At 58.9% G+C, this 14,357-nt stretch carries 8 protein-coding genes; all 8 read left to right on the top strand.

From position 1 onward, the window contains the following. The first annotated feature begins 169 nt into the window (after positions 1 to 169). Positions 170 to 4,306 (top strand): DNA-directed RNA polymerase subunit beta, encoded by a 4,137-nt coding sequence (gene rpoB / locus AC2FNC_RS12505; RefSeq protein WP_496715498.1) that lies wholly within the window; start codon positions 170 to 172, stop codon positions 4,304 to 4,306. A 52-nt stretch (positions 4,307 to 4,358) separates the two neighbouring features. Continuing rightward, positions 4,359 to 8,600: a DNA-directed RNA polymerase subunit beta' gene (gene rpoC, locus AC2FNC_RS12500; RefSeq protein ID WP_480474064.1), complete on the top strand. Its 4,242-nt coding sequence runs from the start codon at positions 4,359 to 4,361 to the stop codon at positions 8,598 to 8,600. A gap of 211 nt (positions 8,601 to 8,811) precedes the next feature. Beyond that, positions 8,812 to 9,591 (top strand): hypothetical protein, encoded by a 780-nt coding sequence (locus AC2FNC_RS12495; RefSeq protein WP_496715496.1) that lies wholly within the window; start codon positions 8,812 to 8,814, stop codon positions 9,589 to 9,591. Between the two features lie 138 nt (positions 9,592 to 9,729). After that, on the top strand, positions 9,730 to 10,599 hold the full coding sequence (locus AC2FNC_RS12490; RefSeq protein ID WP_480520910.1) for a DMT family transporter: 870 nt from the start codon (positions 9,730 to 9,732) through the stop codon (positions 10,597 to 10,599). A gap of 434 nt (positions 10,600 to 11,033) precedes the next feature. After that, positions 11,034 to 11,405 (top strand): 30S ribosomal protein S12, encoded by a 372-nt coding sequence (gene rpsL / locus AC2FNC_RS12485; protein WP_005621086.1) that lies wholly within the window; start codon positions 11,034 to 11,036, stop codon positions 11,403 to 11,405. Between the two features lie 15 nt (positions 11,406 to 11,420). Continuing rightward, entirely contained in the window at positions 11,421 to 11,891 is a 471-nt protein-coding gene (gene rpsG, locus AC2FNC_RS12480) for a 30S ribosomal protein S7 (RefSeq protein WP_093964348.1), read from the top strand. An 18-nt stretch (positions 11,892 to 11,909) separates the two neighbouring features. Beyond that, on the top strand, positions 11,910 to 14,027 hold the full coding sequence (gene fusA, locus AC2FNC_RS12475) for an elongation factor G (protein WP_480474062.1): 2,118 nt from the start codon (positions 11,910 to 11,912) through the stop codon (positions 14,025 to 14,027). Positions 14,028 to 14,087: 60 nt separating this feature from the next. Then, the coding region (locus AC2FNC_RS12470) for a GTP-binding protein (protein ID WP_496715494.1) at positions 14,088 to 14,357 on the top strand (270 nt) is incomplete at its 3' end.

Genomic DNA, 14,357 nt, shown 5'->3' with positions numbered 1-14,357 from the left:
GAAAGGGCCTCACAGAATGGGGAGTTTTCTAAGACACGGTTTTCGGATCGGGAGGCCGCCTTCGGGACGGTGGCCACGAATTGATCCGGACGTGTTGTCTCGATTGTGCAAGATGCCGGGGCCCGACGGTGTCTTTGCCCGCTGAGAACATCGAAAGGTGACATCTGACATGGCTCAAACGTTCCTTGGCCAGAAACGTCTTCGTAAATATTACGGCAAAATCCGCGAAGTGCTGGAGATGCCGAACCTCATTGAGGTACAGAAATCTTCTTATGATCTTTTCCTGCGCTCCGGCGATGCAGAACAGCCCACAGACGGCGAAGGCATCAAAGGCGTGTTCCAGTCGGTTTTCCCGATCAAGGATTTCAACGAAACCTCCGTTCTGGAGTTCGTGAAATACGATCTGGAAAAACCCAAATACGATGTCGAAGAGTGCATGCAGCGCGACATGACCTACAGCGCACCGCTGAAGGTTACACTGCGCCTGATCGTGTTCGATGTTGATGAGGACACCGGCGCGAAATCGGTAAAAGACATCAAAGAACAGGATGTCTTCATGGGCGACATGCCCCTGATGACCCCGAACGGCACCTTTGTCGTCAACGGCACCGAGCGTGTAATCGTCTCCCAGATGCACCGTTCGCCCGGCGTGTTCTTTGATCACGACAAGGGTAAAACCCATTCCTCGGGCAAGCTGCTGTTTGCCTGCCGCATCATCCCGTATCGCGGAAGCTGGCTGGACTTCGAGTTCGACGCCAAGGATATCGTGTTCGCCCGTATCGACCGCCGCCGCAAACTGCCTGTGACAACCCTGCTTTATGCGCTGGGTATGGATCAGGAAGCGATAATGGACGCGTATTACAACACCGTTTCCTACAAGCTGGAAAAGAAGAAGGGCTGGGTCACGCCGTTCTTCCCCGAGCGTGTTCGCGGCACCCGTCCGACCTATGACCTGATCGACGCAAAATCAGGTGAGGTGATTGCCGAGGCAGGCAAGAAAGTCACCCCGCGCGCGGTCAAGAAGCTGATCGACGAGGGCACCGTCACCGAACTGCTGGTTCCGTTCGATCACATCGTTGGCAAGTTTGTCGCCAAAGACATCATCAACGAAGAAAACGGCGCGATCTATGTCGAAGCCGGTGACGAACTGACGCTGGAATATGACAAGGATGGCGACCTGATCGGCGGTACCGCGAAGGAACTGATCGACGCGGGCATCACCGATATCCCGGTTCTCGACATCGACAACGTCAATGTTGGTCCCTACATGCGCAACACCATGGCCGCAGATAAGAATATGGGCCGTGAAACCGCGCTCATGGATATCTACCGCGTCATGCGTCCAGGTGAGCCGCCCACCGTCGAAGCGGCGTCGGCCCTGTTCGACACCCTGTTCTTCGACAGCGAGCGGTATGACCTGTCCGCTGTTGGCCGCGTGAAGATGAACATGCGCCTGGCTCTGGACGCACCGGATACCCTGCGCACCCTGCGCCGCGAAGACATCGTGGCCTGCGTCAAGGCTCTGGTCGAACTGCGCGATGGCAAGGGCGACGTGGACGACATCGACCACCTCGGCAACCGTCGTGTGCGTTCGGTCGGCGAACTAATGGAAAACCAGTACCGCGTCGGTCTGCTGCGTATGGAGCGCGCGATCAAAGAGCGTATGTCGTCGGTCGAGATCGACACCGTCATGCCGCAGGACCTGATCAACGCGAAACCGGCTGCTGCTGCTGTGCGCGAATTCTTCGGCTCGTCGCAGCTGTCGCAGTTCATGGACCAGACCAACCCGCTGTCGGAAGTCACCCACAAACGCCGTCTCTCGGCGCTTGGCCCCGGTGGTCTGACGCGTGAACGTGCGGGCTTTGAGGTACGCGACGTGCACCCGACCCACTATGGACGGATGTGCCCGATTGAAACGCCGGAAGGCCCGAATATTGGTCTGATCAACTCGCTGGCCACCTTTGCCCGCGTGAACAAGTATGGCTTCATCGAAACACCTTACCGCGTTGTCAAGAACGCCGAGGTGACTGATGAGGTTCACTACATGTCCGCGACCGAGGAAATGCGTCATACCGTGGCGCAGGCGAACGCGACACTGGACAAGAACGGCAAGTTCATCAACGATCTGGTTTCGACCCGTCAGGCAGGCGACTACACCCTTGCCCCGCGCGAGAATGTGGACCTGATCGACGTGTCGCCGAAGCAGCTGGTCTCGGTTGCTGCATCGCTGATCCCGTTCCTTGAAAATGACGACGCCAACCGCGCTCTGATGGGCTCGAACATGCAACGTCAGGCGGTTCCGCTGCTGCGGGCCGAGGCACCGCTGGTCGGGACGGGCATCGAGGAAAAGGTTGCGATCGACTCGGGCGCTGCGATCCAGGCGAAACGCGCCGGTATCATCGACCAGGTCGATGCCCAGCGTATCGTTATCCGCGCCACCGAGGATCTGGAACTGGGCGACGCTGGCGTTGACATCTATCGTCTGCGCAAATTCCAGCGTTCGAACCAGAACACCTGCATCAACCAGCGTCCGCTGATAAAGGTGGGTGACACCGTCCAGAAGGGCGAGGTCATTGCCGACGGTCCGTCGACCGATATGGGTGAACTGGCCCTTGGCAAGAACGTGGTCGTCGCGTTCATGCCGTGGAACGGCTACAACTACGAAGACTCGATCCTGATCTCAGAACGTATCGCGCGTGATGACGTCTTTACCTCGGTCCATATCGAGGAATTCGAAGTCGCCGCCCGTGACACCAAGCTGGGCCCGGAAGAGATCACCCGCGACATTCCGAACGTCGGTGAAGAAGCGCTGCGCAACCTCGACGAGGCGGGCATCGTTTACATCGGTGCGGATGTCGAGCCGGGCGATATTCTGGTCGGCAAGATCACTCCGAAGGGCGAAAGCCCGATGACCCCGGAAGAAAAGCTGCTGCGCGCCATCTTTGGCGAAAAAGCATCTGACGTGCGCGACACCTCGCTGCGCGTGAAGCCGGGCGATTACGGTACGGTCGTCGAGGTGCGCGTCTTCAACCGTCACGGCGTCGAGAAAGACGAGCGTGCGCTGCAGATCGAGCGTGAGGAAGTCGAACGTCTGGCCCGTGACCGGGACGACGAGCTGGCGATCCTTGACCGCAACATCTATGCGCGTCTGCAAGGTCTGATCCTGGGTAAAACTGCGGTCAAAGGCCCGAAAGGTGTCAAGGCAGGGTCGGTGATCACCGAGGAGCTGCTGGACACCCTGACCCGTGGTCAATGGTGGCAGCTGGCTCTGGAAGACGAGCAGGACGCACAGATCGTCGAGGCCCTGAACGAGCAGTACGAAGTGCAAAAGCGCGCTCTGGATGCCCGTTTCGAGGATAAGGTCGAGAAAGTCCGCCGTGGCGACGACCTGCCGCCGGGTGTGATGAAGATGGTCAAAGTCTTCATCGCCGTGAAGCGCAAGTTGCAGCCGGGCGACAAGATGGCCGGTCGTCACGGGAACAAAGGTGTGATCTCCAAGGTTGTTCCGATGGAAGACATGCCGTTCCTGGCCGATGGTACCCCGGTTGACTTCTGTCTGAACCCGTTGGGTGTGCCTTCGCGTATGAACGTTGGTCAGATCCTTGAAACCCACATGGGTTGGGCTGCACGCGGTCTGGGTCTGAACATCGATGAAGCTCTGGGTGAATACCGCCGTTCCGGCGACCTGACCCCGGTGCGCGAGGCGATGAAGCTGGCCTATGGCGAAGATGTCTACGAAGAAGGCATCACTGGCATGGACGAGGAGACGCTGATTGAGGCAGCGGGCAACGTGACCCGCGGTGTTCCGATCGCAACCCCGGTCTTTGACGGTGCCAAAGAGGCTGACGTCAACGACGCGCTGGTGCGTGCCGGTTTCTCACAGAGCGGTCAGTCGATCCTGTTCGACGGTCGTACGGGTGAGCAATTTGCACGTCCGGTCACCGTGGGCATCAAGTACCTGCTGAAACTGCACCACCTGGTGGACGACAAGATCCACGCGCGTTCGACCGGGCCGTACAGCCTGGTGACCCAGCAGCCGCTGGGTGGTAAGGCGCAGTTCGGTGGCCAGCGCTTTGGTGAGATGGAAGTCTGGGCTCTGGAAGCTTACGGCGCCGCCTACACCCTGCAAGAGATGCTGACGGTGAAATCGGATGACGTCGCCGGCCGGACCAAGGTCTATGAGTCGATCGTCAAGGGCGAGGATAACTTTGAAGCGGGCGTACCGGAATCGTTCAACGTTCTGGTGAAAGAAGTCCGCGGCCTCGGCCTGAATATGGAACTCCTGGATGCGGAGGTTGAGGAGTAAGGGCCTCGGCCCTTCCTCCCGTCCCCCCTTCCGCAAAATTTGAGGTATCAAAATGAACCAGGAAATCACCAACAACCCGTTCAACCCGCTGACGCCCCCGAAGGTCTTTGACGAAATCAAAGTCTCGCTGGCGTCGCCCGAACGGATCCTGTCTTGGTCCTATGGTGAGATCAAGAAACCCGAAACCATCAACTACCGGACGTTCAAGCCTGAACGTGACGGTCTGTTCTGTGCACGTATCTTTGGCCCGATCAAAGATTACGAATGTCTGTGCGGCAAATATAAACGGATGAAGTATCGCGGCGTTGTCTGCGAAAAATGCGGCGTGGAAGTCACCCTGCAAAAAGTCCGCCGCGAGCGTATGGGCCACATCGAACTGGCCGCGCCCGTTGCACACATCTGGTTCCTGAAATCGCTGCCGTCCCGCATCGGTCTGATGCTGGACATGACGCTGCGCGATCTGGAACGCGTTCTGTACTTTGAAAACTACGTCGTTATCGAGCCCGGTCTGACCGACCTGACCTACGGCCAGATGCTGACCGAAGAAGAGTACATGGATGCGCAGGATGCCTTTGGCATGGACGCGTTCACCGCCAATATCGGTGCCGAAGCCATCCGTGAGATGCTGGCCCAGATCGATCTGGAAGCCGAAGCCGAGCAGCTGCGCGCTGATCTGGCCGAAGCCACAGGCGAACTGAAGCCCAAGAAGATCATCAAGCGTCTGAAGGTTGTTGAATCCTTCCTCGAGTCGGGCAACCGTCCCGAATGGATGGTCATGACCGTGATCCCGGTCATCCCGCCGGAACTGCGCCCCCTGGTTCCGCTGGATGGTGGCCGCTTTGCGACCTCGGATCTGAACGATCTGTATCGACGCGTGATCAACCGGAACAACCGCCTCAAGCGTCTGATCGAACTGCGTGCGCCTGACATCATCGTCCGCAACGAAAAGCGGATGTTGCAGGAATCCGTGGACGCTCTGTTTGACAACGGCCGTCGTGGCCGCGTGATCACCGGCGCCAACAAGCGCCCGCTGAAATCGCTGTCGGACATGCTGAAAGGCAAGCAGGGCCGCTTCCGTCAGAACCTTCTGGGGAAACGCGTCGACTTCTCGGGTCGTTCGGTCATCGTGACTGGTCCGGAACTCAAGCTGCACCAGTGTGGCCTGCCCAAGAAGATGGCGCTGGAACTGTTCAAGCCGTTCATCTACTCGCGCCTTGAAGCCAAGGGTCTGTCTTCGACCGTGAAACAGGCGAAGAAGCTGGTCGAGAAAGAGCGTCCCGAAGTGTGGGATATCCTCGACGAGGTGATCCGCGAACACCCTGTCATGCTGAACCGTGCGCCGACGCTGCACCGTCTTGGCATTCAGGCGTTCGAACCGGTTCTGATCGAAGGCAAAGCCATTCAGCTGCACCCCCTGGTCTGTTCGGCCTTCAACGCCGACTTCGACGGCGACCAGATGGCCGTTCACGTCCCGCTGAGCCTTGAGGCACAGCTGGAAGCCCGCGTTCTGATGATGTCGACGAACAACGTTCTGTCGCCTGCAAACGGCGCGCCGATTATCGTTCCGTCGCAGGACATGATCCTGGGCCTGTACTATGTGTCGCTGGAACGTGCCGGCATGCCGGGCGAAGGCAAGGTCTTTGGTTCGATCGACGAAGTTCAGCACGCGCTGGACGCGGGTGAGGTGCATCTGCACACCAAAATTACCGCGCGGATCACGCAGATCGACGAAGAAGGCAACGAAGTTCAGAAGCGCTATGAAACCACTCCGGGCCGTCTGCGTCTGGGGGCCCTGCTGCCGATGAACAACAAGGCGCCGTTCGATCTGGTCAACCGCCTGCTGCGGAAGAAAGAAGTGCAGCAGGTGATCGACACCGTCTACCGCTACTGCGGTCAGAAAGAGTCGGTTATCTTCTGTGACCAGATCATGTCGATGGGCTTCAAAGAAGCGTTCAGGGCGGGCATCTCGTTCGGCAAGGACGACATGGTCATTCCTGATGACAAGTGGGGCATCGTTGATGACACCCGCGATCAGGTGAAAGATTTCGAACAGCAGTACATGGACGGCCTGATCACTCAGGGCGAAAAGTACAACAAGGTTGTCGATGCCTGGTCGAAGTGTAACGACCGCGTGACCGAAGCGATGATGAGCACCATCTCGAACGTCGCCAAGGCCGAAGACGGGTCGGACATGGAGCCGAACTCGGTTTACATGATGGCTCACTCCGGTGCGCGGGGCTCGGTCACTCAGATGAAACAGCTGGGCGGTATGCGGGGCCTGATGGCCAAGCCGAACGGTGACATCATCGAGACGCCGATCATCTCGAACTTCAAGGAAGGTCTGACCGTTCTTGAATACTTCAACTCGACCCACGGTGCCCGTAAAGGTCTGTCGGATACCGCTCTGAAAACCGCGAACTCGGGTTACCTGACCCGTCGTCTGGTGGACGTGGCACAGGACTGCATCGTTCGCGAGATCGACTGCGGCACTGAACGCGCGATCACGGCCGAAGCTGCGGTCAACGACGGTGAAGTTGTCGCCTCTCTGGCCGAGCGTATTCTGGGCCGCGTGGCTGCCGATGACATCCTGCGTCCGGGCACGGAAGAGGTGCTCGTAGCCGCGGGTCAGCTGATCGACGAACGGATGGCGGACATCATCGATGAGGCTGGCGTTCAGTCGACCCGTATCCGCTCGCCTCTGACCTGCGAGTCCGAGGAAGGCGTCTGTGCCACCTGTTACGGTCGTGACCTTGCTCGCGGTACCATGGTGAACACGGGTGAGGCTGTCGGCATCATCGCCGCCCAGTCCATCGGTGAACCCGGTACACAGCTGACGATGCGGACTTTCCACATCGGCGGTGTTGCGCAAGGTGGTCAGCAGTCGTTCCAGGAAGCAAGCCAAGCCGGCAACGTATCCTTCGAGAACCCGCAGATCCTGGTCAATGCCGCAGGCGAAAGCCTCGTCATGGGCCGGAACATGAAGCTGGTGATCAAGGACGATCACGGCGAAGAGCGTGCCAACCACAAGCTGGGATACGGCTCCAAGCTGTTCGTCAAGGAAGGCGCGAAAGTGTCCCGTGGCGACAAGCTGTTCGAATGGGATCCCTACACCCTGCCGATCATCGCCGAGAAAGCCGGTACCACCAAATACGTCGACCTGGTTTCGGGCCTTGCCGTCCGTGACGAGACCGACGAAGCAACAGGCATGACCCAGAAGATCGTGATTGACTGGCGCGCGGCCCCCCGTGGCAGCGACCTGAAGCCCGAGATCATTCTGGTCGGTGACGATGGCGAACCGGTCCGCAACGATGCGGGCAACCCGGTTCACTATCCGATGTCGGTGGATGCGATCCTGTCGGTCGAAGATGGCCAGAAGATCGAAGCCGGTGACGTTGTTGCGCGTATTCCGCGTGAAGGTGCCAAGACCAAGGACATCACCGGTGGTCTGCCGCGTGTGGCCGAACTGTTCGAAGCCCGCCGTCCGAAAGATCACGCGATCATCGCAGAAGCCGATGGTTACGTGCGCTTTGGCCGCGACTACAAGAACAAGCGCCGCATCACCATCGAACCGGCTGACGAGTCACTGGAGCCCATCGAGTACATGGTACCCAAGGGCAAGCACATCCCTGTTGTCGAAGGCGACTTCGTACAGAAGGGCGACTACATCATGGACGGTAACCCGGCTCCGCATGACATCCTGTCCATCATGGGTGTCGAGGCGCTGGCGAACTACATGATCGACGAAGTGCAGGATGTGTATCGTCTGCAAGGCGTGAAGATCAACGACAAGCACATCGAAGTCATCGTGCGCCAGATGCTGCAGAAGTGGGAGATCCTGGATTCAGGCGACACCACCCTGCTGAAAGGCGAACATGTCGACAAGCAGGAGTTCGACGCAGCCAACGAAAAGACCATCGCTCGCGGTGGTCGTCCGGCACAGGGCGAGCCGATCCTTCTGGGGATCACCAAGGCCTCGCTGCAAACGCGTTCGTTCATCTCGGCCGCGTCGTTCCAGGAAACCACCCGCGTACTGACCGAAGCGTCCGTGCAGGGCAAAAAGGACAAGCTGGTTGGTTTGAAAGAGAACGTCATCGTTGGTCGCCTGATCCCTGCCGGTACAGGTGGGGCCACACAGGCCGTCCGCCACATCGCGCAGTCGCGCGACAATGTGGTGATCGAAGCCCGCCGGGAAGAGGCCGAAGCGGCCGCTGCCCTGGCTGCGCCGATCATGGATGATGATCTGGTCGGGGATGAGCTGGATGTTCTGGTGGAAACACCCGAAAGCCGCGAGTAATCGCCCGATTGACAAGTTAAGGAAGGCCCCGCGATTTCGCGGGGCCTTTTGTTTTTGCAGGGTTGAAACGCGCGCCACACTTAGGGCAGTTACAGACCACTGGCATATCGCGCTTGCTGTATGAGACCTGCAATAACAGCAGGGTTTTTCTGATTTAGCCTAAACTGTGCTACCATCCGCCTTGAATTCACACAGGTGACGGGGGTGGATGATGAGAGCTGTCACAAAGCTGTCGCGCGTATTTTCGGTTTTCGGTCTGGGCCTGATGGCCGCCTGCACGGATTATGCCTATGTAGGGATGCCGCCGGGCCAGCCATCGCGCGAGATCGTGATCCCGAACGGCACGACGCGCCTGATCCCGATATCCGGCTCGATCGTCGGGCTGGCTTATGATGAGCCGAGAAGGCGGATCTTTCTGCGCAATCTTCCCGGTACCCAGCTACAGGAGCTTGACCGAAATGGCCGTGTCCTGCGTACCTTTGCGGCACAGCGGGTTCCGGCCGGATGCGGTGGCATCACACCTGACGAGTTCCCCATAAAAGAATGCGGGCTGGCCATTCGGGGAGGCGATGGGCATCTGTTCCTCGACCATCCGAACGGGGTGATGATCGCGGAACTGACCCGCGACGGGCAATTCGTGCGCAACATAACCCTCAGCCAGCCACAGGGGCCGATTGGCGGGCTGGCCTTTGATGAAACGACCGGCACGCTTTATGTGCTGTTCATCCGCAATCGCCTGATCGCCGAGGTGGATTTGAACGGCACGGTTCTAAGGACGATCCGCGCGACCAATCCATCGGTCGGCGCAGCGGTGCAGATCGAACGCTTTGGCCTTGGCATCAACTCCAAACGCCGCGAGCTTTATGTTGCGCTTCAGAACGGCAACCAGCTTGGCGTTCTGGACATGTCCGGTGGGTTGATTGCAACGCACACGCTCAGCGCCGGGGTGGCTGTGGAAGGTATCGGAGGCGGTCGGGTATCCGGTCTTTGATACGGGCACAGCGGGCGGTTTCGACACGCTCCGCACGCGTCAGAGCGCAATTCTTGCGTTGATCTGATTTGATGCGTTGACAGGCGGCTGTCCGATTGGGCCAATGGCCCGATCACTTTGCGCAGGGCCATATCTGACATGAACCCAAACACCAAAGGTGCCTTGCTGATGATGGGCAGCATGGCGGCCTTCACCCTGAACGACACTTTGGTCAAGGTCGCGCTTCGGGAACTGCCTTTGTTCCAACTGGTGGCCATGCGGGGCGTACTGGCCGTTTTCCTTGTCTACGGTCTTGCCCGCTATCTGGGGGCGCTGCACCTCAATTTCTCAAACCACGACCGGTGGCTGGTTGCGCTGCGCAGCCTGACCGAACTGTCGGCCACCTTCTTTTTCCTGACAGCGCTCAAGAACATGCCGCTTGCCAATGTGACGGCCATTCTGCAGGCGCTGCCCCTGACCGTGACGCTGGGCGCGGCGCTGGTCTTTTCCGAACAGGTCGGCTGGCGGCGCATATTGGCGATTGCCATTGGTTTTGGCGGCATGGTTCTGATCGTCAGACCCGGTCCTGACGGCTTCAGCCTGTATTCCATCTACGCGCTGATCGCAGTGGCTTCGATCACGGTTCGCGATCTGGTGACGCGACGCATGTCGCCCCAAGTTCCTTCAATGGTGGTGACACTGGCGACGTCTCTTTCCATCACGGTGGCCGCCGCGATTGCTTCGGTGTTCGAAGGATGGGTTCCGGTTTCCGGCGCTGCGGGTTCTTTGGTTGCAGCGGCGGCCGTGTTCGTCCTGATGGGCTATCTGTTCAGCGTCATGGTCATGCGTCAGGGCGATGTCGGGTTCATCGCGCCGTTTCGCTATTCCAGCCTGATCTGGGCCCTGGGGTTGGGCTGGGCCGTATTCGATGAATGGCCCGACGGCCTGACCATGCTGGGTGCGACACTGATCGTGGCCGCCGGACTGTTTACGCTGTTCCGGGAACGCGCGCGTCGGGAAGCGGCGTGAACCTGCGTGACAAAGCTCTGAACACTGGTCATCCGAAGGCGAAACCCGGCCTCCGGTTTCGGGTTCAGCTTAACATTGGCGCTTCTGGTGCAGGGCGGTTTTATGAACCCGGTTGAGCCTGCGCACCCATATAGGCACGGCCCGGATCAGCCAATTTCCGGGCAACCGGTATCGTGCTGTTGACACTCGGGCCGACTCCCCCTATTACGCGCGTCATCTCGGTGCCGGGGGCCGCCCCATAGCCGATTCCAGTAATGAGCTGGTCAAGGCCCGGACAATTTTGCAGTTCGCGCCCTCTGAGAAACAACCGCGACGTTCACCTCGGAATGGGAACGCTCGTGGGTTTTGCGCTTGTGGACGCATCAGCGCAGCGAAGTTAGCCGCACGCCAGTTGCGTGCATGTCATGTGTGTTGCAAACGGGGAAGAAACCGGAATGCCAACTATTCAACAGCTGATCCGCAAACCGCGGCAGCCCAAAGTAAAACGCTCGAAGTCCATGCACCTGGAGCAGTGCCCGCAGAAACGCGGCGTCTGCACACGTGTTTACACCACCACACCGAAGAAACCGAACTCGGCTATGCGTAAGGTTGCCAAAGTGCGCCTGACCAACGGGTTCGAGGTCATCTCGTACATCCCCGGTGAAAGCCACAACCTTCAGGAACACTCGGTTGTTCTGATCCGTGGCGGCCGTGTGAAAGACCTTCCCGGTGTGCGTTACCACATCCTGCGCGGTGTTCTGGATACTCAGGGCGTCAAAGACCGTAAGCAACGCCGTTCGAAATACGGCGCGAAGCGTCCCAAGTAAGAAGGAGAGGCTGATATGTCACGTCGTCACGCCGCCGAAAAACGCGAAGTCCTGCCTGACGCCAAGTTTGGCGATAAGGTTCTGACCAAATTCATGAACAACCTGATGATCGACGGCAAGAAGTCGGTCGCCGAGCGCATCGTCTACAACGCCTTTGACCGCGTCGAAAGCAAGATCAAGCGCGCGCCCGTCGAAGTGTTCCACGAAGCACTCGACAACATCAAACCGTCGGTCGAGGTTCGCTCGCGCCGGGTTGGTGGTGCAACCTATCAGGTTCCGGTCGAAGTCCGCCCCGAGCGCCGCGAAGCACTGGCCATCCGCTGGCTGATCACCGCTGCGCGCGGCCGCAATGAAAACACCATGGAAGAACGCCTCGCCGGTGAGCTGCTGGACGCTGTACAGTCCCGCGGTACCGCCGTGAAGAAGCGCGAAGACACCCACAAGATGGCCGAGGCGAACAAAGCCTTCAGCCATTACCGTTGGTAATCCCAGAGGCTTATCCAAATGGCACGCGAATATCCGCTCGAACTATACCGTAACTTCGGTATCATGGCGCACATCGACGCAGGTAAGACCACCTGCTCGGAGCGTATCCTGTATTACACTGGTAAATCCCACAACATCGGTGAGGTGCACGATGGTGCAGCCACCATGGACTGGATGGAGCAGGAGCAGGAACGCGGCATCACCATCACTTCGGCTGCAACTACCACCTTCTGGGAACGCACCGAAGACGGTCAGAATGCTGACACGCCTAAGCACCGCCTGAACATCATCGACACCCCCGGCCACGTTGACTTCACCATCGAAGTTGAACGCTCGCTGGCGGTTCTCGACGGTGCCGTCTGCGTTCTGGACGCAAACGCCGGTGTTGAACCCCAGACCGAAACCGTGTGGCGTCAGGCTGACCGCTACAAGGTTCCGCGTATGGTTTTCGTCAACAAGATGGACAAGATCGGCGCAGACTTCTTCAACTGCGTTCGCATGATCGAAGACCGCACCGGCGCACGTGCTGTTCCGGTTGGTATTCCGATCGGTGCCGAAACCGAGCTGGAAGGCCTGGTTGACCTCGTCACCATGGAAGAGTGGCTGTGGCAGGGCGAAGACCTTGGTGCAAGCTGGGTCAAAGCTCCGATCCGTGACAGCCTGAAAGACATGGCTGACGAATGGCGCGGCAAGATGATCGAAGCGGCCGTCGAAGAAGACGACGACGCGATGATGGCCTATCTGGAAGGCGAAGAGCCCGACGTTCCGACCCTGCGCAAACTGCTGCGCAAAGGCACGCTGGCGCTGCATTTCGTTCCGGTTCTGGGTGGCTCGGCGTTCAAGAACAAAGGCGTTCAGCCGCTGCTCAACGCTGTGATCGACTACCTGCCCAGCCCGCTGGACGTTGTTGATTACATGGGCTTCAAACCCGGCGACGAGGAAGAAGTTCGTAACATCGCACGTCGTGCCGATGACGACATGGCCTTCTCGGGTCTGGCGTTCAAAATCATGAACGACCCCTTCGTCGGTTCGCTGACCTTCACCCGCGTTTACTCGGGCACCATGCAGAAGGGCGACTCGATCCTGAACTCGACCAAAGGCAAGAAAGAGCGCATCGGTCGCATGATGATGATGCACTCCAACAACCGGGAAGAGATCGAAGAAGCGTTTGCAGGCGACATCATCGCGCTGGCGGGTCTGAAAGACACCACCACCGGTGACACCCTCTGCGATCCGAAGGATCCGGTGGTTCTGGAAACCATGACCTTCCCCGATCCGGTGATCGAGATCGCGGTCGAGCCCAAAACCAAGGGCGACCAGGAAAAGATGTCTCAGGGTCTGGCCCGTCTGGCCGCCGAAGACCCGTCCTTCCGCGTGGAAACCGACCTGGAATCGGGTCAGACCATCATGAAGGGCATGGGCGAACTTCACCTGGACATCCTGGTGGACCGTCTCAAGCGCGAGTTCAAGGTCGAAGCCAACATCGGTGCGCCTCAGGTGGCTTATCGTGAAACCATCTCGATGCCGGTCGAACACACCTACACCCACAAGAAACAGTCGGGTGGTTCGGGTCAGTTCGCTGAAGTCAAGCTGGAGATCCAGCCCACCGAGGCAGGCGAAGGTTACTCGTTCGAAAGCCGCATCGTTGGTGGTGCCGTTCCGAAGGAATACATCCCCGGTGTTGAAAAAGGCATCAACTCGGTCATGGACAGCGGCCCTCTGGCTGGCTTCCCGGTGATCGACTTCAAGGTTGCCCTGCTGGACGGTAAGTTCCACGACGTCGACTCGAGCGTTCTGGCATTCGAAATCGCGGCCCGTATGTGTATGCGTGAAGGCATGCGCAAAGCTGGCGCGAAGCTGCTGGAACCGATCATGAAGGTCGAAGTGATCACCCCGGAAGAATACACCGGCGGTATCATCGGTGACCTGACTTCGCGTCGGGGCCAGGTGTCGGGTCAGGAATCCCGCGGCAACGCAATCGCGATCGACGCGTTTGTTCCGCTGGCGAACATGTTCGGCTACATCAACACCCTGCGTTCGATGTCGTCGGGCCGTGCCCAGTTCACCATGCAGTTCGACCACTACGATCCGGTTCCGCAGAACATCTCGGACGAGATCCAGGCGAAATACGCATAAGCGACGATTTGAGGGAGCGCCGTTCCGGGGCTCCCTTCATTACAGAAAAAGGAGGCCATCATGGCAAAGGAAAAGTTTGAGCGTACAAAACCGCACGTCAACATCGGCACGATTGGGCATGTTGACCATGGTAAGACGACGCTGACCGCAGCGATCACCAAGTATTTTGGTGACTTCAAGGCGTATGACCAGATTGACGGCGCGCCGGAAGAGAAAGCCCGCGGCATCACCATCTCGACCGCGCATGTGGAATACGAGACCGACGCGCGCCACTATGCGCATGTCGACTGCCCCGGCCACGCCGACTACGTCAAGAACATGATCACCGGT

It is taken from the genome of Ruegeria sp. BHSA123 (genome assembly GCF_059613425.1).
This window is presented reverse-complemented; position numbering and strand designations above follow the sequence as displayed.

Coding starts and splice junctions, on each gene's coding strand:
- rpoB (WP_496715498.1), top strand. CDS start 170: ATGGCTCAAACGTTCCTTGGCCAGAAACGTCTTCGTAAATATTACGGC.
- rpoC (WP_480474064.1), top strand. CDS start 4,359: ATGAACCAGGAAATCACCAACAACCCGTTCAACCCGCTGACGCCCCCG.
- AC2FNC_RS12495 (WP_496715496.1), top strand. CDS start 8,812: ATGAGAGCTGTCACAAAGCTGTCGCGCGTATTTTCGGTTTTCGGTCTG.
- AC2FNC_RS12490 (WP_480520910.1), top strand. CDS start 9,730: ATGAACCCAAACACCAAAGGTGCCTTGCTGATGATGGGCAGCATGGCG.
- rpsL (WP_005621086.1), top strand. CDS start 11,034: ATGCCAACTATTCAACAGCTGATCCGCAAACCGCGGCAGCCCAAAGTA.
- rpsG (WP_093964348.1), top strand. CDS start 11,421: ATGTCACGTCGTCACGCCGCCGAAAAACGCGAAGTCCTGCCTGACGCC.
- fusA (WP_480474062.1), top strand. CDS start 11,910: ATGGCACGCGAATATCCGCTCGAACTATACCGTAACTTCGGTATCATG.